General features: G+C 42.8%; 16 protein-coding genes and 1 pseudogene. 9 read left to right on the forward strand and 8 right to left on the reverse strand.

What is annotated here, in order from left to right:
* Positions 1 to 29: 29 nt before the first annotated feature.
* From H5201_RS02100 to H5201_RS02125, 6 genes are all read right to left on the reverse strand, one after another.
* Positions 30 to 941: a hydroxymethylglutaryl-CoA lyase gene (locus H5201_RS02100; RefSeq protein WP_182783603.1), complete on the reverse strand. Its 912-nt coding sequence runs from the start codon at positions 939 to 941 to the stop codon at positions 30 to 32.
* Positions 934 to 2,910, reverse strand: a complete 1,977-nt coding sequence (locus H5201_RS02105; RefSeq protein ID WP_182730586.1) for an acetyl/propionyl/methylcrotonyl-CoA carboxylase subunit alpha — start codon at positions 2,908 to 2,910, stop codon at positions 934 to 936. Before H5201_RS02105 ends, H5201_RS02100 begins: the two co-directional genes overlap by 8 nt.
* An 8-nt stretch (positions 2,911 to 2,918) precedes the next feature.
* A complete protein-coding gene (locus tag H5201_RS02110; RefSeq protein ID WP_145233273.1) occupies positions 2,919 to 3,689 on the reverse strand; it encodes an enoyl-CoA hydratase/isomerase family protein in 771 nt (256 codons plus the stop codon).
* 10 nt (positions 3,690 to 3,699) lie between these two features.
* Complete coding sequence (locus tag H5201_RS02115; protein ID WP_149982463.1) at positions 3,700 to 5,307, reverse strand: carboxyl transferase domain-containing protein; 1,608 nt, start codon at positions 5,305 to 5,307, stop codon at positions 3,700 to 3,702.
* 11 nt (positions 5,308 to 5,318) lie between these two features.
* The gene (locus H5201_RS02120; protein WP_145233275.1) at positions 5,319 to 6,494 is read right to left on the reverse strand and encodes an isovaleryl-CoA dehydrogenase; all 1,176 of its coding nucleotides are present in this window, start codon (positions 6,492 to 6,494) and stop codon (positions 5,319 to 5,321) included.
* Positions 6,495 to 6,557: 63 nt separating this feature from the next.
* Positions 6,558 to 6,992 (reverse strand): MerR family DNA-binding transcriptional regulator, encoded by a 435-nt coding sequence (locus tag H5201_RS02125; RefSeq protein ID WP_145233276.1) that lies wholly within the window; start codon positions 6,990 to 6,992, stop codon positions 6,558 to 6,560.
* Positions 6,993 to 7,321: 329 nt separating this feature from the next.
* On the opposite strand from H5201_RS02125, the gene H5201_RS02130 reads away from it, so the two are divergent.
* From H5201_RS02130 to H5201_RS02165, 8 genes are all read left to right on the forward strand, one after another.
* Positions 7,322 to 8,503: an acetyl-CoA C-acyltransferase gene (locus tag H5201_RS02130; protein ID WP_182740123.1), complete on the forward strand. Its 1,182-nt coding sequence runs from the start codon at positions 7,322 to 7,324 to the stop codon at positions 8,501 to 8,503.
* A gap of 89 nt (positions 8,504 to 8,592) precedes the next feature.
* Positions 8,593 to 10,083, forward strand: a complete 1,491-nt coding sequence (locus H5201_RS02135) for a CoA-acylating methylmalonate-semialdehyde dehydrogenase (RefSeq protein ID WP_145233279.1) — start codon at positions 8,593 to 8,595, stop codon at positions 10,081 to 10,083.
* A 124-nt stretch (positions 10,084 to 10,207) separates the two neighbouring features.
* The gene (locus tag H5201_RS02140; protein WP_182718997.1) at positions 10,208 to 11,365 is read left to right on the forward strand and encodes an acyl-CoA dehydrogenase family protein; all 1,158 of its coding nucleotides are present in this window, start codon (positions 10,208 to 10,210) and stop codon (positions 11,363 to 11,365) included.
* 10 nt (positions 11,366 to 11,375) lie between these two features.
* Positions 11,376 to 12,155: an enoyl-CoA hydratase gene (locus H5201_RS02145; protein ID WP_182718996.1), complete on the forward strand. Its 780-nt coding sequence runs from the start codon at positions 11,376 to 11,378 to the stop codon at positions 12,153 to 12,155.
* Positions 12,155 to 13,300 (forward strand): enoyl-CoA hydratase/isomerase family protein, encoded by a 1,146-nt coding sequence (locus H5201_RS02150; RefSeq protein WP_182761855.1) that lies wholly within the window; start codon positions 12,155 to 12,157, stop codon positions 13,298 to 13,300. Before H5201_RS02145 ends, H5201_RS02150 begins: the two co-directional genes overlap by 1 nt.
* A gap of 4 nt (positions 13,301 to 13,304) precedes the next feature.
* The gene (gene mmsB, locus H5201_RS02155; RefSeq protein WP_145233289.1) at positions 13,305 to 14,195 is read left to right on the forward strand and encodes a 3-hydroxyisobutyrate dehydrogenase; all 891 of its coding nucleotides are present in this window, start codon (positions 13,305 to 13,307) and stop codon (positions 14,193 to 14,195) included.
* Between the two features lie 3 nt (positions 14,196 to 14,198).
* The gene (locus H5201_RS02160; protein WP_182718994.1) at positions 14,199 to 14,960 is read left to right on the forward strand and encodes an SDR family oxidoreductase; all 762 of its coding nucleotides are present in this window, start codon (positions 14,199 to 14,201) and stop codon (positions 14,958 to 14,960) included.
* Between the two features lie 260 nt (positions 14,961 to 15,220).
* Positions 15,221 to 16,072 carry an HDOD domain-containing protein gene (locus H5201_RS02165; protein WP_182718993.1) on the forward strand — a complete coding sequence of 284 codons (852 nt, stop codon included), beginning with the start codon at positions 15,221 to 15,223 and terminating at the stop codon, positions 16,070 to 16,072.
* A gap of 396 nt (positions 16,073 to 16,468) precedes the next feature.
* Here H5201_RS02165 and H5201_RS02170 read toward each other — a convergent pair whose 3' ends face one another.
* Positions 16,469 to 16,906: a DUF4265 domain-containing protein gene (locus tag H5201_RS02170; protein ID WP_182718992.1), complete on the reverse strand. Its 438-nt coding sequence runs from the start codon at positions 16,904 to 16,906 to the stop codon at positions 16,469 to 16,471.
* Positions 16,907 to 17,356: 450 nt separating this feature from the next.
* On the opposite strand from H5201_RS02170, the pseudogene H5201_RS23035 reads away from it, so the two are divergent.
* A pseudogene (locus H5201_RS23035) lies at positions 17,357 to 17,649 on the forward strand (hypothetical protein); the annotation flags it as partial.
* Between the two features lie 99 nt (positions 17,650 to 17,748).
* Here H5201_RS23035 and H5201_RS02175 read toward each other — a convergent pair.
* Positions 17,749 to 18,474 carry a hypothetical protein gene (locus H5201_RS02175; RefSeq protein WP_182740119.1) on the reverse strand — a complete coding sequence of 242 codons (726 nt, stop codon included), beginning with the start codon at positions 18,472 to 18,474 and terminating at the stop codon, positions 17,749 to 17,751.
* Between the last annotated feature and the right edge of the window lie 156 nt (positions 18,475 to 18,630).

The raw sequence follows: 18,630 nt of genomic DNA on the forward strand, positions 1-18,630 counted from the left end.
ATGACTACTAATTTAAGGCTAAATATAGACTATTGATCAGTAGTTTGATTTTTAAGTGCCAAGGATACCTTGCTCACAGGTTGTTTATTTAATGCCGTGCAAATTGCCCAACCAGCTTTAGCCAGTCTTTCTAAATCAATTCCATGCTCTATGCCAAGTCCTTGTAGTAAGTAAACTACATCTTCAGTGGCAACATTTCCTGACGCACCCTTTGCATAAGGGCAGCCACCAAGGCCTGCAACCGCACTGTCAACCGTTGCTATACCTCGCTTTAAGGCAGTGTAAATATTTGTGAGCGCTTGACCATAAGTGTCGTGAAAATGAACAGCTAACAATGACTTATCAATTTCAGCTAGTAGCACGTCCAACAGCTCATCGACCTTTTTTGCGGTACCTACGCCAATAGTGTCACCTAGGCTTACTTCGTAACAACCAAGGTCTAATAACTTTTGACATACTTGTAGTACGCGCTGCGGATCGATATCGCCTTCGTATGGGCAGCCAAGCACACAACTAACATAACCACGAACACGAATATTATGTGATTTAGCAAAGGCCATTACATCAGTAAAGCGGGCTATGCTTTGGTCAATTGAGCAGTTAATATTTTTCTGACAAAAGGCTTCACTGGCAGCAGTAAAAATAGCAAATTCTTTAATACCTACAGCCTGGGCTGCTTCTGCACCTTTTAAGTTAGGCGTAAGTGCCGTTAAATTAGTCGTAGGTAAATCAAGCGCACTGATCACATTGCTGGAATCGGCCATTTGTGGCACCCATTTCGGTGATACAAATGCGCCTGCTTCAATGTCTTTAATACCTGCATCAGCAAGAGCGTTAATTAAGGTTACCTTATCTTGAGTAGTTACTGCACGCTCGTTTTGTAAGCCATCACGGGCACCCACTTCAACAATGCGAACATGACTTGGTAGTGTACTATTCATCTGCTGCGCTCTCATCGCTGACAATTGCTAATAGGGCACCATGACTCACCAGAGCACCTTCTGCAAAACAATAGCTTTGCAATACACCATCATGGGGGGCGGTAAGCGTATATTCCATTTTCATTGCTTCTATGATCACCACAGCATCACCTTTTGTGATGGTGCTGCCAACGTCAATAAGGTGTTTTACAACGGTACCATTAAGTGGTGCTGCAAGCGGTAGGGCATCGCTTTCGTGATCACTGATATAGTGTTTATCAAAAATATCAAAGGTAGTTTGCAATGCCTTGTACATTACTGTGATGCTATTGTCTGCAGTAACCACATGGGCGATATGTTTATTGCCATTGATAAATACACTACACAGGTTATTGTCGATACTGCCAGAGGTTGTATAGTCAACCTCATCGATGCGGACTGTGTACCCCGCTTGATGAGCTGTTGCAGTGATCGCATTATCAACGAATGGCACCTTGATTGTTGCTTCTGCATTGAGTTTAAAACCAGCTAGACTGTCCCATGCGTTCTGAGTTCCTTGACGATTAAGCCCAGTTAAATAGCTAAATGCAGCTATAATGCGGCTGCTAACAGCGTGTTGTTGATTAACTTTAAGCAACGCATCGCCTTGCTCTTCAATAAAGTGAGTATCAGGAGCGCCTTGCTTAAAGGTTGCATGGTTAGCAAGGGTGTGTAAGAAGCTCACATTACAACTAAAGCCCGCTAAATGAAATTGTTCAAGGGCTGTGCTTAATCGTGCTAAAGCTTGCTCGCGCGAGTCATCATGAACGATCAATTTAGCGATCATAGGATCGTAAAATGGACTGATCTCATCCCCTTGCATGATCCCAGTATCAATGCGTACATACTCAGATTGAACTGGTATATACAAGCCATTGATGGTACCAGAGCAAGGAATAAAGTCATTGCTTGGATCTTCGGCGTAAATACGCGCTTCAAAGCTGTGGCCCTGTAATTGGATATCACTTTGTTGCATGGGTAATGGGTTACCTGCGGCGACGTTAATTTGCCAATTAACTAAATCGACACCAGTCACCATTTCAGTAACAGGGTGCTCAACTTGCAGCCGGGTGTTCATTTCCATAAAGAAGAATTCATCGCCACACAGTAAAAACTCCACCGTGCCTGCACCTCGGTAATTGATCGCAAGTGCACAGCGTACTGCGGCTTCGCCCATTTCTTTGCGTAGTTCGTCAGATAAACCAGGCGCGGGGGCTTCTTCAATCACCTTTTGATGGCGGCGTTGTAATGAACAATCACGATCACCTAAGTACACACAGTTACCGTGATTATCAGCAAACACTTGCACTTCAACATGGCGTGGTTTATTAACATAGCGCTCAAGTAGTACTAAGTCGTTACCAAAACCGGCGATTGCCTCACGCTGTGCACCTTGTAGAGCACTGATAAAGTCTTTTGCATGTTCAACCACGCGCATGCCTTTACCACCGCCACCAAAGGCTGCTTTGATAAGCACTGGGTAACCAATTTTTTCAGCTTCAGCTTGTAAAAACGCAGGATCTTGTTTGTCACCATAATAACCAGGTACTAATGGTACATTCGCGGCTGCCATTATTTCTTTGGCGCGGGTTTTTGAGCCCATTGCTTCGATACTGCTCGCTGGTGGGCCTATAAACGCAATATTATTGGCTTCACACGCCTTTGCAAATTCACTGTTCTCAGATAAAAAGCCGTAACCTGGGTGAATGCAATCAGCACCTGCATCCAGTGCTACTTGGATAATTTTATCAGCTACCAAATAGGAGTCTTTACTCGGCGCTGCGCCAATATGGTAGGCTTCATCGGCGAGTTTTACATGTTGTGAATTTTTATCTGCATCAGAGTAAACCGCCACAGTGGTTAAGCCCATTTGCTTTGCGGTACGCATAACCCGACAGGCAATTTCGCCGCGATTAGCAATAAGAATTTTTTGTAATGATTGTGTGCTCATGGTGATCCCTATTTTTGCCAATTTGGTGGGCGTTTTTCAAAAAAGGCAGATAACCCTTCTTGACCTTCTTCAGATACGCGAATTTTGGCGATACGCTCTGCGGTTAAATTTATGATTTGTTCATTAATATCATGGCCAGCTACATCGTTGATCAATTGTTTTGCTGCGCGAACCGCGACAGGGCCGTTGTTGATCAGTGTTTCGAGTAGTTGATCAAGCGCGCATTCAAGTTTACCGGTTACTTGATGAATTAAGCCTAATTGCTTGGCTGTGTGGGCATCAAAAATCTCAGCGGTTAAAAAATAACGACGTGCAGCGCGCTCGCCAATGGCTCTGATCACATACGGGCTGATTACAGCTGGAATGAGGCCAAGTTTTACTTCGCTTAAACAAAACTGTGCATTGTCTTGGCATATGGCTATGTCACAACAGGCAATTAAGCCCAGTGCGCCGCCAAATGCCGCGCCTTGCACAGCACATACCGTTGGCAGTGGGCTGCTGGCTAATACATGCATTAATTTGGCAAGTTGTTTTGAATCCGCAAGATTCTCACTGAAGTCATTGTTTGCCATGGACTTCATCCAATTAAGATCAGCCCCTGCAGAGAAATGCTCTCCCTCAGTTTTTAAAACAAGGGCGCGTACATTTAAGCTATTAGCATGCTCTATACATTGAATAAGTTCTTGGATCACTTGCTCGTTAAAGGCATTGCGCTTTTCAGGGCGACTTAAAACGAGTACAGCCACATTTGATTTAGTTATTTGTAGTGTTACTGACATACTCACGTCCTTACATTCTAAATACGCCGAATTGCGAATCACGTTTTGGTGCATTGGCTGCAGCACTGAGAGCTAAACCTAGCACACTTCGGGTATCTGCTGGATCGATGATACCGTCATCCCACAAACGGGCGCTGGCATAGTATGGATGACCTTGTTGCTCGTATTGCTCGATAATCGGCTGTTTAAACTCGCTGATTTGCTCATCAGTCATGCTTTGGCCTTTACGGGCTAAACCATCTTGTTTAACTTGCGCCATAACGCCTGCTGCTTGTTCGCCGCCCATCACAGAAATACGCGCATTAGGCCACATCCACATCATAGTCGGTTCAAACGCACGACCACACATGCCATAGTTACCTGCGCCATAAGAGCCGCCAATTAATACGGTAAATTTTGGAACATCAGCACACGAAACAGCCATCACCATTTTAGCGCCGTGTTTAGCAATGCCTTCGGCTTCGTATTTTTTACCTACCATAAAGCCGGTAATATTTTGTAAAAACACCAGTGGAATATTTCGTTGTGCGCACAGCTGTATAAAGTGCGCGCCTTTTTGAGCTGACTCACTAAACAAAATGCCATTGTTAGCAACAATCCCAACCGGATGACCATAGATTTTCGCAAACCCAGTCACTAAAGTATCGCCAAAGTAACGTTTAAACTCATCAAACGAAGAGTCATCCACGGTACGTGCAATCACTTCGCGAACATCAAATGGCTTTTTAAGATCGGTGCCAACAATGCCGTATAATTCGTTAATATCATAACGCGGTGCTTTTACTTGCTCTAATATTGGCGAAGTAGGGCGTTGATAATTAATTCGTTCAATACATTGGCGAGCAATTGATAACGCATGAGCGTCATTTTCAGCGTAATGATCGGCAACCCCTGATGTTTTACAGTGGACATCAGCGCCGCCAAGTTCTTCTGCGGTTACCTCTTCACCTGTAGCCGCTTTTACCAGCGGTGGGCCGGCTAAAAATATTGTGCCTTGCTCTTTTACAATGATGCTTTCGTCGGCCATTGCAGGCACGTACGCGCCACCTGCGGTACATAAACCCATAACGACTGCAATTTGTGGAATGCCTTTGCCCGACATACGCGCTTGATTATAAAAAATACGACCAAAGTGCAGTTTGTCAGGAAATACATCATCTTGCTCAGGTAGGTTGGCACCACCTGAATCAACCAAATATATACACGGTAGGTGACACCGCTCGGCAATATCTTGTGCGCGTAAATGTTTTTTAACGGTTAGTGGAAAATAGGTGCCGCCCTTAACTGTCGCATCATTGGCGATGATCATACATTCAACGCCTTTAACACGGCCAATACCAGCAACTACACCGGCACAAGGAATCGCTTGCTCATAAACACCAAAGGCTGCAAATTGTGAAATCTCTAAAAATGGTGAACCTTCGTCAAGTAAGGTACTAATGCGTTCACGCACGAACATTTTACCACGGCTTTCATGGCGTTCTATTAACGCTACGCCACCACCTTGGCTGATCTCGCTTACTTTATCGCGTAAATCATCAACCAGTGCCGCCATATTTTTATGATTTTGCAAAAACTGCGGGTCGTGAGGGTTGACGCTTGATTTTAAAATAGTCATAGCGCTTATCCTTAACGGCTTTCAGTAAATAATTCGCGACCAATTAGCATGCGACGAATTTCCGAGGTACCGGCACCAATTTCATAAAGCTTAGCGTCACGCAATAGGCGGCCAGTGGCGTATTCGTTGATATAACCGTTACCACCGAGAATTTGAATAGCATCAAGTGCCATTTTAGTTGCCAGCTCTGCCGCATATAAAATTGCGCCTGCGGCATCTTTACGGGTCGTTTCACCGCGATCACATGAACGCGCAACAGTGTATACATAAGAGCGAGCTGCATTCATTTGTGTATACATGTCGGCTACTTTGCCTTGTATCAGCTGAAATTGACCAATCGGTGTATCAAACTGCTTACGTTCATGAATATACGGTACTACAATATCCATACAGGCTTGCATGATCCCCAGCGGGCCTGCCGCTAGCACAACACGTTCATAATCAAGGCCACTCATTAGTACCTTAACGCCTTCGTTTAAATTGCCAAGAATATTCTCTTCTGGTACTTCACAGTTTTCGAACACTAATTCACAGGTATTTGAGCCGCGCATCCCGAGTTTGTCGAGTTTTTGGGCGGTAGAAAAACCAGGGAAATTACTCTCAACAATAAATGCGGTGATGCCTTTAGCGCCAGCGGTTAAATCAGTTTTAGCATAGATCACTAAAGTATGCGCATCTGGACCATTGGTGATCCACATTTTATTACCGTTTAAAATGTACTTATCGCCTTTTTTCTCGGCTTTAAGTTTCATTGATACTACGTCAGAGCCTGCGTTTGGCTCACTCATGGCAAGGGCACCAATGTGCTCACCACTAATTAATTTAGGTAAGTATTTTTCTTTTTGTGCTTGCGTGCCATTGCGATTAATTTGATTAACACACAGGTTAGAATGAGCACCGTAACTTAGGCCGATAGAGGCACTCGCTCGGCTAATTTCTTCCATTGCGATTACGTGTTCAAGGTAACCAAGACCGGCACCACCGAGCTCTTCGGGTACGGTCATACCTAGTAAGCCCATTTCGCCAAGTTGTGGCCAAAGCTGATTAGGAAACGCATTATCAAGATCGGTTTTTTCAGCTAAAGGGGCAATTTCTTGGCTAGCAAAACTGTTTACATGATCGCGGATCATATCTGCGGTTTCGCCAAGGCCAAAGTTCATTTCTTTATATAGTGAAATAGTGCTCATGATTCATTCCTGTGTGAGAGACTGTTAATGAATAGTCATTTAATCGTTATTGTTTAAAACTAGTTATTCATCTAATTGATTTAAGGTGTCGCGACAACGACGCTCTGCGGTTACTAATTCCATCAAGACAACTTTAATGTCATCCATTTGTTGGCTTAGATCAGCTTTTTTATCTGAAATTAAGTCAAGCATAGTCACTAACTGTTTAGCGCTGGATTTATCGGCATCATAAAGTTCAAACAAACGGCCTGTTTCAGCTAAGGTAAAACCTAACCGCTTGCCACGTAAAATAAGTTTTAAACGCACTTTATCGCGTTTTGAATAAATACGGGTTTGGCCATTACGCTCAGGTGAAATTAAGCCCTGATCTTCGTAAAAGCGAATTGAGCGGGTGGTTATATCAAACTCTTTAGCCAGTTCACTGATACTAAAGGTTTGTTCATTGCTTGCCGGTTCGGCGGCTGAACTTGCAAAGTTTGTTTGATTATCTTGATTCATAGTGTTTTTACCTCATTCGAATAACTCCAATATAAGTGAAGTTTACGTAAAGGTAAAGTGGATTGTAGAACTTATACTTTAGACTAATAACCTAAAGCCATAAATAGCAGGTGTAACCTGTATTAATGCAGCTTGCAGGGGCGCTGTTTGTATTAGGCTACAGCAAAATAAAGATATGTTTACACTTTCGTTGGGCGCAAAAATCTTGATTTTAGATTTACGTTGGCGTAAACGTAAATATTATGTATGCTCATAAGCAGATTATAAATTACAGTGTTTGGCTAATCTCTGCATATGAATATAGCCAATTATAAAATGGAGCCTTTTTTATGACTACCGAAGCCGTTGTTATTGTAGCAGCAAAACGCACCCCAATGGGTGGTTTTATGGGAGCCCTTAGTGATGCAGCCGCCACTGAGTTAGGTGCAACAGCCATTGCCAGTGCGCTTGCTGACACCGGATTAAGCGATACAGCTATTGATGAAGTGATCATGGGCTGTGTATTACCGGCAGGTTTAGGTCAAGCGCCAGCACGTCAAGCAATGTTAAAAGCAGGTCTTGCGCGCAGTACTGGCGCTACGACCATCAACAAAGTATGTGGTTCAGGTTTAAAGGCCGCCATGCTTGCACATGATTTAATTAAAGCCGGTTCAATTAACAGCGCGGTTGCAGGTGGCATGGAAAGCATGACTAACTCGCCATATTTTATTCCTAAAGCGCGTGGCGGTATGCGTATGGGCCATGGCGAAATTAAAGATCACATGATGAGTGATGGCCTAGAAGACGCATACGATAATAAAGCGATGGGCTGTTTTGCTCAAGATACGGCTGATGAATACGGTATTGGCCGCAAGCAAATGGATGAATTTGCACTTAATTCACTGACCAAAGCCAATGCAGCGATTGCAAATGGCGATTTTGTAAATGAAATTGCGCCGCACACTATTAGCTCTCGCAAGGGCGATGTAACCATCAGCATTGACGAGCAACCAGGTAATGCACGCCCAGAAAAAATTCCCGGTTTGCGTGCTGCGTTTAAAAAAGACGGCACCATCACTGCGGCTAATTCATCGTCAATTTCAGACGGTGGCGCAGCCCTTATTTTAATGAGTGAATCGCACGCCAAAGCACAAGGGCTTACGCCACTGTGTCGTATTGTTGCGCACAGTACCCATTCTCAAAAACCAAGTGAGTTTACTCTTGCTCCTGTTGGCGCAATGAATAGTTTGCTTGCAAAAGCAGGCTGGACAACTGACGACGTTGACTTATGGGAAATTAACGAAGCATTCGCCATGGTAACAATGTTGGCGATTAATGAATTAAAACTTGATGCCAGCAAAGTGAATGTTAATGGTGGTGCTTGTGCACTTGGCCACCCAATTGGTGCTAGCGGCGCACGTATTTTAGTGACACTTATCCATGCTCTTAAAAATCGTGGCCTGAAAAAAGGCGTAGCGTCTTTATGTATTGGCGGTGGCGAGGCGGTCGCACTGGCGGTTGAAGCACTATAAATTAGTTAAATTTAAACTCTTACAGCCGTAGGCTCTTTTAACAATAACTACTGCGGCTTAATTTATTACCCTCTGGGGAGGAGTGCGTTATGCACCAAGTACCATTACTGATCAACGGCGAATTTGTTCAATCAACATCAGATCAACTGATTGACGTTATTAATCCAGCAAACCAAGAAGTGTTAGCACAAGTACCGTGTGCTACCGACGCTGAAATGGATGCGGCTATCGCATCTGCCAAAGACACCTTTAAAAGCTGGAAAGACGTGCCAATTACTGAACGTGCGCGCATTATGATGAAGTATGCAGCACTTTTAAAAGAGCACCACGATGAACTAGCCACCATTATTTGCCATGAATTAGGCAAAACCTTTGAAGATGCCAAAGGCGATGTTTGGCGTGGTATTGAAGTGGTTGAGCAAGCAGCTAATGCGCCATCTTTAATGATGGGCGAAACCATGGAAAACGTGGCCCGTAAAATCGATACTTACTCATACATGCAACCACTGGGTGTGTGCGCGGGTATTACGCCGTTTAACTTTCCAGCGATGATCCCACTATGGATGTTCCCACTGGCGATTGTCTGTGGTAACACCTTTATTTTAAAACCCTCTGAGCAAGATCCGCTGACGCCAATGCGACTCGCTGAACTGTTCATTGAAGCCGGCGCACCTGCAGGTGTACTACAAGTTGTTCATGGCACTAAAGTACAAGTTGACCGCTTATTAGAAGATCCCGCAGTACGCGCAATTTCGTTTGTTGGCTCGTGCGGCGTAGGTGAATACATTTACTCTAAAGGCACGGCTAATTTAAAACGTGTACAAGCCTGTGTCGGTGCTAAAAACCACATGGTGATCATGCCTGATGCAAGTCGCTCACATGTAGTTAATAACCTTGTTGGTGCCTCTGTTGGTGCTGCGGGTCAGCGTTGTATGGGTATTTCAGTGGCGGTGTTTGTTGGCCAAGCGAAAGACTGGGTTGAAGACATCAAAGCCGGTTTTGCCAATGTGCGCCCGGGTGTGTGGGATGACAAAGATGCAGCCTATGGTCCGCAAACATCGACCGCAGCCAAAGCGCGTATTTTGTCACTGATTGCACAAGGTAAAGAGCAAGGTGCAACGTGTTTAATTGATGGCTCTGATTTTACTGTTGCAGGCTATGAAAAAGGTAACTGGGTAGGACCTACCTTATTTACTGACGTCACCACTGAGATGGATTTATACAAAGAAGAAATTTTTGGCCCAGTACTGGCGTGTATGTTTGTTGATTCGCTTGATGAAGCAATCGCGCTTATAAATGATTCTCCATTTGGTAATGGCACGTCGTTATTCACTTCAAGTGGTGCGGTTGCGCGTAAGTTCCAACATGAGATTGAAGTTGGTCAAGTGGGTATTAACGTACCAATTCCTGTGCCACTGCCATTCTTTTCGTTCACCGGTTGGAAAGGTTCATTCTATGGCGATACGCATACGTACGGTAAGCAAGGTATTCGTTTTTATACTGAGACCAAAACAATTACTTCACGTTGGTTTGAAGACGAGATTGCCTCTGGTCCAAACATGAGCATTAATCTTAAATAACTAATTTAACTTACTCCACATAATAAAAAAGAGGGGCACGAAGGCGATTTCACACACAATATTGCCTTCGTTGCTCTTCACGAATATCTAATTTGACAACGCAATTATAAACAAGAGGTCTCCAATGGACTTTAATTTAACTGAAGATCAGCAAGCATTTGCTCAAACAGCTCGTCAATTCGCAGAATCAGCACTGGCTCCTTATGCAGCAAAATGGGACCGCGAACATATTTTTCCAAAAGATACCATTAAAGCTGCAGGTGAACTGGGTTTCTGTGGTTTGTATACGCCAGAGGAAGCAGGCGGTTTAGGCCTGTCGCGCTTAGATTCAAGTATTATTTTTGAACAGTTGGCGATGGGTTGTACAGCTACAACCGCAATGTTGACCATTCACAATATGGCGACCTGGATGATTGCAAGTTTTGGTACTGAGCAAACAAAAGCTAAATATTGTGACCAACTTGTTATGGGTGAACTACTAGCTTCTTATTGTTTAACAGAGCCTGGTTCAGGCTCCGATGCAGCCTCATTGAAAACAAAAGCGGTTCGTGATGGCGATGATTACGTGATCAATGGCTCAAAAATGTTTATCTCAGGCGCAGGCGAGACCGAAGTGTTAGTAGTTATGGCGCGTACTGGCGGTGAAGGTGCGGCGGGTATTTCTGCGTTTGTAGTACCGGCTGATGCCAAAGGCGTTGAATACGGTAAAGCAGAAGAAAAAATGGGCTGGAATGCGCAGCCAACACGACTAATTAGTTTTGAAGATGTACGCATACCTGCTCATAATTTATTAGGTCAAGAAGGTGAAGGCTTTAAGTTTGCAATGCAAGGCCTTGATGGCGGGCGTATTAATATTGCAACTTGTTCAATTGGCACTGCCCAAGCGGCACTTGAAACAGCCCGTGAATACTTAAAAGAACGCACACAATTTGGTAAACCGTTGGCTGCTTTTCAAGCGCTGCAATTTAAAATTGCCGATATGAATACCGAGCTTGTTGCGGCGCGTCAAATGGTGCGTTTAGCGGCTTTTAAACTTGATAATAATGACAGCGAAAAAACCACTTATTGCGCCATGGCAAAGCGTTTTGCCACTGATGTAGGTTTTACTGTGTGTAATGACGCACTACAAATTCATGGTGGTTATGGTTATATCAAAGAATACCCACTGGAGCGCCACGTTCGTGATGTGCGCGTTCATCAAATTCTTGAAGGTACTAACGAGATCATGCGGGTGATTATTGCACGCCGTATTTTAGCTGAATCAGCAGCCGATATTCTATAAGGAGCGCGAAATGTCAAACCCAAGTATTGAATTAACCATTGAAGGTCACGTAGCGATTTTAACCATGTCTAATCCGCCAGCGAATACCTGGACTAAAGACACGTTAATTGCCTTAAAAAATATGGTAAATGAGCTCAATGACAATAAAAATGTTTACTCCTTAGTGATCACCGGTGAAGGTGAAAAATTCTTCAGTGCTGGTGCTGATTTAAATGTATTTGCTGGTGGCGATAAAGGCGTAGCAGCGACTATGTCGCAAGTATTTGGTGACGCATTTGAAGCATTAACTGCATTTAGAGGTGTATCCATTGCCGCGATCAATGGCTATGCCATGGGTGGTGGTCTAGAAGTGGCGTTAGCATGTGACATTCGCATTGCAGAAGAGCAAGCACAAATGGCACTACCAGAAGCCAAAGTAGGTTTACTACCGTGTGCGGGTGGCACGCAAAACCTAGCATGGTTAGTTGGTGAAGGCTGGGCTAAACGTATGATTTTATGTGGTGAGCGCCTAAAAGCAGATAAAGCCCTACAAATCGGCTTAGTTGAAGAAGTGGTACCACAAGGCGAAAGTCTTGCGGTGGCACTTAAATTAGCTAATCAAGTGGCAGATCAAAGTCCTGTTGCTGTTAGTGCTTGTAAAACCCTGATCCAAAAGGGCCGCACTCAGCCAATGGCGCATATATTACCCCTTGAACGTGAGTTATTTGTTGGTTTGTTTGATACACAAGATCAACAAGAAGGGGTGAATGCCTTCCTAGAAAAACGCAAAGCAAATTGGGTGAATGGCTAATGACTGAGTTAACGCAATTAAATTCACCAGATGCGCCCGTGGTGTTTGAAACTGCGAGCGCTGCAAACGGCTCACTCATTGGTTTTGCCACGCTCAACTCCCCTAAATCGTTAAATGCACTTAATTTTGAGATGATCAAATTATTAGCGCCACAACTTAACGCATGGGCGGCTGACAGTAATGTTGCGATGGTGATACTTAAAGGGGCAGGGGATAAAGCATTTTGTGCCGGTGGTGATGTAGTCAGCCTGCATAATGCTATGAACAGTGGTGAACCGGCAAATCTAATAGAAGATTACTTTGCTCACGAATATCGCCTTGACCACCTCATTCATTGTTATGATAAACCGATCCTTGTTTGGGGTAATGGTATTGTGATGGGCGGCGGTTTAGGCTTAATGGCCGGAGCAAGTCATCGTGTGGTAACTGAGAACTCACGTATTGCTATGCCTGAGCTAACAATTGGTTTATACCCAGATGTAGGCGGCAGTTATTTTCTACATAAAATGCCTGAACATGTCGGCTTATTTTTGGGGTTAACTGCAGCGTCTATTAATTGTGACGATGCAATGTATGTGGCATTGGCTGATCACTACCTCAAGGCGGATAAATACGACACTCTGATTGAGCAATTGTGCAGTATTAAGTGGGGTAAAACGGCTTCATTGAATCACGAGAAGCTGACCAGTTTACTTACCGAACTTGATAATGTTTCTGGGCGAATGCCAAAAGGCAATGTAAAGGCGCATTTAGCCACCATTCAAAAATTGAGTGAATTTACTGATCTACGCGATAAAGTAAATTATATCTTAAATCTAGAAACTGACGATACGTGGCTTACCCGAGCACAAAAAGCATTAAAGCATGGTTGCCCGCTCAGTTGCGCCTTAGTTGAGCGTCAACTTGCCAGTTCAAAAGGTAAAAGTTTAGGCGAATGTTTTCAAATGGAACTGGGTATGTCGGTTCGCTGTGGTGAAGTCGGTGAGTTTCAAGAAGGTATTCGTGCGTTACTGATTGATAAAGACGGCGCGCCTAATTGGCAGTTTAAAACGCTTGAACAGATCCCTGATGAATTAGTCGAGAGTTTTTTTGTTCAACGTTGGGATCACGACTCACATCCACTAAAACAACTTACACAAGGATAATGTTATGTCACTTTCTATTGGTTTTATTGGTTTAGGTAACATGGGTGGCCCAATGGCTGCCAACTTAGTTAAAGCGGGTCATCAGGTTAAGGTGTTTGATTTAAACCGATCGGTCGTAAATCTACTTGCTGAAAATGGCGCGATCGCCGCGGATGATGCTAAACATTGTGCAACGGATGTTGATGTATTGATCAGCATGCTACCGGCCAGTAAGCACGTTAAGTCACTTTATTTAGGTGATACCGGACTTGTACATATTTTAGCAAAGTCAACGTTAGTAATTGATTGTTCAACGATTGATGCAGCATCAGCACGCGACGTAGGCGCTGAGCTTAGTGAGCATGGTATCGACTTTGTTGACGCGCCGGTATCCGGTGGTGTTGCCGGTGCAACGGCAGGTACACTGACCTTTATCGTCGGTGGTGGCGATGAGCAATTTGCTAAGGCCCAACCGGTGCTTGCTGATATGGGTAAAAATATCTTTCATGCAGGTGATATTGGCGCAGGACAAGTCGCAAAAATTTGTAATAACATGCTATTGAGTATTTTAATGGCGGGAACCAGTGAAGCAATTCAAATGGGTATAAATAATGGCCTTGACGCAAAAGTGCTGAGCGACATTATGACCGCCAGCTCTGGTCGTAACTGGACCCTTGAGCTTTACAATCCTTGCCCAGGTGTGATGGCCACAGCCCCGGCTAGTAATGATTATAAACCAGGCTTTATGGTTGATTTAATGGCTAAAGACCTAGGTCTTGCGATGGAAGCCGCGCAGCAAAGTAATTCAGTAACCCCGATGGGGTCAATGGCTAAAAACCTTTATACCATGTTGCAACACCAAGGTGCGGGCAGCGAAGACTTTAGCGCCATATTTAAATTATTCTCGAAGGAGTAACAGGTGGAAATTAAAAATAATACCGTGGTGATCACCGGTGGCGCGCAAGGCTTAGGATTTGCAATGGCGCATAAACTTGCGTCGCTTGGTGCTAATATTGCGTTAATTGATATGCAACAAGCGTTGTTAGATGATGCAGTTGCTGAGCTTAGCCAACATGGTGTAACTGTAAAAGCCTATGTTGCCAATGTGACTGATGAAGATGCGGTGGTAAATACATTTAATTCCATCAATACAGATTTTGGTCATATTGGTGTATTGATAAATAATGCCGGTATTTTACGCGATGGTATGTTTATCAAAGCCAAAGAAGGCAAAGTGGTTGCTAAAATGGCCCTTGATCAATTTAAGTCAGTGATTGATGTAAACTTAACCGGCGTGTTTTTAGCGGGGCGTGAAGCTGCGTGCCATATGATTGAATCGGGTAAAGGTGGCGTGATAGTTAATATGTCGAGTGTTGCTCGTGCAGGTAACATTGGTCAAACTAACTACGCTGCGTCGAAAGCGGGTGTGGTAGCAATGACCACTGGTTGGGCAAAAGAACTTGGCCGTTTTGGTATTCGTGTAGGTGCCATTGCACCAGGCGTTATTCGTACTAATATGACTGATGCTATGAAACCAGAAGCCAAGCAGCGTATGCTAGCAGTAACACCCGTAGGGCGCTTTGGTGAAGCGGATGAAATTGCGCACACAGCGCAGTATATTATCGAAAACGACTTCTTCACCGGTCGCGTGGTTGAGATTGACGGCGGTATTCGTTTGTAAGTAAACCTTTTTTAAGTGTAATAAAACGGCAAGCCTCGGCTTGCCGTTTTTGTTTTATAGCTTAATTGATTAATAAAGTAGCACTTTAAGTGGTGCTGTATGTATGTACAGTACTTTTTTGTTTGTCAGTAATAGCTTAACTATTTGGGCTGTAATTCATTTAGCGCTTCCTATTTTAGTTGTCATAGTTGCGATGAACTTCTACTATTAATTATCTATTTGTTCTTATAATGATAAGCACCTTCAGGGATCAAACATACATGATTGAGATAAACGAACAGATACTGAAAGATATAAATAGAAATTTTATTATTCCTCCTAAACCTGAAATATTAACTGAGTTACAAAATTTAATAGCAACTGGCGATGCGCCTATTGCTGATGCCGCTAAGGTAGTGGTAAAAGATTTAGCAATTTCATCAGCAATACTAAAAATAATAAATTCTCCTGCTTATGGCTTATCTCGTACTGTGTCTGATATAAAACAAGCCGTGATGTTTCTTGGTTGGGACGGAGTCAATGTGCTTGCACAAGGCTTGAAATTAAAAGAAATGTTTGCAACCGATAACAGCTGTATTAGCTTAGAAAGATTTTGGGATACTTCAACAGAGATTGCTAATGTAAACATGATGATAGGTCAGCGTCTTAAAAAACAGATAGCCATAGAGCCCTTGTATACGCTTGGGCTTTTTCATGATTGTGGTGTGCCTCCTATGGCAATAAAATATGATAATTATTTAACCGCTTTGCACTGCGCTAATCAAACAGACAAAGAAACTATTATTGAGATTGAAGAGCGTTTATATAAAACAAACCATGCAGTTGTTGGCTATTATTTTGCTAATAGTTGGCATTTACCAAAAGAGATATGTCAGTTAATCCTCAACCACCACAATGCAGCTATTCTTGCTGAGGTGACAGATACAGATGAGCAAATCTGCTTTGCTATTTTGAAAATGTCTGAAAACTTAGTGACTATGGTCAGACGAGGCTTGCCTATACCACAATGGGGTATTATAGAATCAAAAGTCTTAGATGTACTGCATTTGAATGATGATGAGTATTGTGACTTACAAGAGGACGTTATTGATTTTTTAAACAATTTATCATAACTACATTAAGCATTATTTATGGTTAATTAAGGTTTTTTGCTTTCGCCTCAGTCATTGTTTAGTGCCAATGTTAGTCCAGTTTTTAGCACTATATTTCTACTTGCTTGGGCACCTTACTGAGCAGCCTAATAACCTTGAGCCGCTGTTCCCCTGGAACATTGAGTAAACTAGGTGTTGTTAGCCATATGCTTACCGTTGAAGCTCGAAAACAAAAGGAATTAACATTGCGCTAGGCAATGACTTAGATTCACAAGGTTTAGTGTCACTGAGAGATATTTGGATCAATATTCATTACGGGAGATGACCCGCCCATTGCACTTCATTTTAATAAAAAGTGCATGATGGGTGGTGTGGGGGCTGGAGGTTATAGACCTACGTCTACCCGATTAGGTTAAATTAATCACCGTGCCTCCAGACTGGAAAAGCATATTCTAAGCCTTGTTCTTCATGTAAATCTAATAGTGGATCTAGTGCATCAAGATCTAGTCCTGGCGGTACATCGACTGACATTAAAGAAAACTGGTTGAGAGTCTCAACTTTACAACCTAGTCGTTTAAGCATATCTATGAAAAAAGTGGTATCTATACCATCATTATTCATAACCCAGATAACAGAATGACCTGACTTTTTTACAACTTTAAATTCAAATATATGCTCATTTACTTCATCAGGAGTAGCAGAAAAAATATCGCCATAAGCCAAATCAGGAACAAAGAAAGGGGCATTAACTAACTTATAGTTACCATTAACTCGCTCGCACCAAGCACCTTCAGCACTTACTGGTGGCCAACCGTTTTCGATATCTAAAGCGAACATTACTTTTTTGGCAGACACTGAACTTCCTTTTTCACCTAACGAGCTTGTAGAATAACTCGTTTTTAATTTATTTTTATTGATGCATTAACCATAGCCGAGTTCCTATTTTGATTCAATCGACAACTGACTTTCACATAAAATATAAAAAAGGATTTGCTGTTGCTTTAATTGGCATTTTGCAAGGTATTACAGTTGGTTTACTGGCTATATTACGGCTTAAGTGGTTTTAATGCAGCCTGTTTGCAGCTTTTCTATATTATGAACTAAGCAATACAGTTGTATTGGGAGTTTACTTTCGTTTGAACCCGTAAGATCAGTTTTTTCATGCCTTTGTTGACCGTAAAATTTCGCTTTTTACCTCAGTAAAGCGACTCTATAAAACCACGTTGTTTGCCATTCCTTCAAGAAAAACCTGTCGTCGCGCCATTGGACTGTCTATTTTGACCTTTATTTTAATTTTAGCTAACGGTGGATTTAGATCACTGGATCCGCCGTAGGATAAGAATGTGCTACTGGCGGCAGTGGCGCTCTTTATAAAAAATAGCACGCACTAAAGTACGCAGTTTAATGAAACTGGGTGTCAGCGAACGGCTCGCCATAGCCTGTGGTATCACCAGAACCAAAAGTAGGCGCTTGGAAGCGAAGGACCTTGTAGAAGCCCAAAAACAAAAGGAATTAACATTGCGCTAGGCAATGACTTAGATTCACAAGGTTTAGTGTCATTGAGAGGTATTTGGATCAATATTCATTACGGGAGATGAACCGCCCATTGCACTTCCTGCTAATGAAAAACTCATGATGGGTGGTGTGGGGTCTGGAGGTTATATACCTCCGGCTACCCGATTATACGCAAGCTGCGCTTACTGAATTTCTTGCTGCCAATTAACCTTTTGGTAAACTGATTTTTGATTGAAGTTAGTATTACCAGTAGTCGGACCAACATAATAATACATACCACCTGAGAAACCTGCACCAACAACCGAAGTAAGCTGTGTGGGTAAAGCAGCCACTGCATCTTTAGCATTTAAAAATACATTATTTTCGGGGTAAGCGCTTTTAAGAGACGGATCAGATAAAGATTGTATAGACTGGTTGATGATACGGCTTGAAATTGCTTTGTGGGTTTGACCTTTTGCCCAGCCTAACGTTTTTCCAGTAAATATATTAAGTTCATCGCTGTGGCCAGCATAAAATACTTCGTCGCGAATAATTTCACCGTTTACTTCTAAACACCAATCAACAATAACAAAGCTTGCATAACTGGCATTTGTAATAACTTGCGAATAACGGTGAATTTTGGCGTGCACTTTAGCTTTTGTTAATACGTTTGAAGTATTTTGGTTTAGAGTATTTAAGATTGATTGCTGAATTGTATTTTTGTCAGCTGTATCAAAACTTCCCCAATTAAAAGCCCCATATGATTCGTTATCAGCTGTATTTTCATCTGTTATGATTGAAACTGAATTGACGTTAGCACTAAATACTGGAGCGTTTGTTAACAATGGAAACTCAGTTTTACTTGCTGTACCTGTAACTCCGCAACCAGCTAAGATTAGTGATAAAGATAAAAATAGTAGATGTTTCACACGTACTCCATATTTACGTATCGCCGCATCAAGCGGAACCTAACCAACTGTTTAAGTTCCAGTACGCCCGGCATGGGCATTGACTTATGAGGTGAAAGTCCTCTGTAGGAAGATCACCGTTTAAATAGCACACTGTTATTAAACGATAGACACTCG

The organism is Pseudoalteromonas sp. SG43-6, from assembly GCF_014164365.1.
GTDB classification, from domain to species: Bacteria; Pseudomonadota; Gammaproteobacteria; order Enterobacterales; family Alteromonadaceae; genus Pseudoalteromonas; species Pseudoalteromonas rhizosphaerae.

What these genes read in the sequence shown, in the direction of transcription:
- H5201_RS02100 (WP_182783603.1), bottom strand. Translation starts at nt 941, where the DNA reads ATGAATAGTACACTACCAAGTCATGTTCGCATTGTTGAAGTGGGTGCC.
- H5201_RS02105 (WP_182730586.1), bottom strand. Translation starts at nt 2,910, where the DNA reads ATGAGCACACAATCATTACAAAAAATTCTTATTGCTAATCGCGGCGAA.
- H5201_RS02110 (WP_145233273.1), bottom strand. Translation starts at nt 3,689, where the DNA reads ATGTCAGTAACACTACAAATAACTAAATCAAATGTGGCTGTACTCGTT.
- H5201_RS02115 (WP_149982463.1), bottom strand. Translation starts at nt 5,307, where the DNA reads ATGACTATTTTAAAATCAAGCGTCAACCCTCACGACCCGCAGTTTTTG.
- H5201_RS02120 (WP_145233275.1), bottom strand. Translation starts at nt 6,494, where the DNA reads ATGAGCACTATTTCACTATATAAAGAAATGAACTTTGGCCTTGGCGAA.
- H5201_RS02125 (WP_145233276.1), bottom strand. Translation starts at nt 6,992, where the DNA reads ATGAATCAAGATAATCAAACAAACTTTGCAAGTTCAGCCGCCGAACCG.
- H5201_RS02130 (WP_182740123.1), top strand. Translation starts at nt 7,322, where the DNA reads ATGACTACCGAAGCCGTTGTTATTGTAGCAGCAAAACGCACCCCAATG.
- H5201_RS02135 (WP_145233279.1), top strand. Translation starts at nt 8,593, where the DNA reads ATGCACCAAGTACCATTACTGATCAACGGCGAATTTGTTCAATCAACA.
- H5201_RS02140 (WP_182718997.1), top strand. Translation starts at nt 10,208, where the DNA reads ATGGACTTTAATTTAACTGAAGATCAGCAAGCATTTGCTCAAACAGCT.
- H5201_RS02145 (WP_182718996.1), top strand. Translation starts at nt 11,376, where the DNA reads ATGTCAAACCCAAGTATTGAATTAACCATTGAAGGTCACGTAGCGATT.
- H5201_RS02150 (WP_182761855.1), top strand. Translation starts at nt 12,155, where the DNA reads ATGACTGAGTTAACGCAATTAAATTCACCAGATGCGCCCGTGGTGTTT.
- mmsB (WP_145233289.1), top strand. Translation starts at nt 13,305, where the DNA reads ATGTCACTTTCTATTGGTTTTATTGGTTTAGGTAACATGGGTGGCCCA.
- H5201_RS02165 (WP_182718993.1), top strand. Translation starts at nt 15,221, where the DNA reads ATGATTGAGATAAACGAACAGATACTGAAAGATATAAATAGAAATTTT.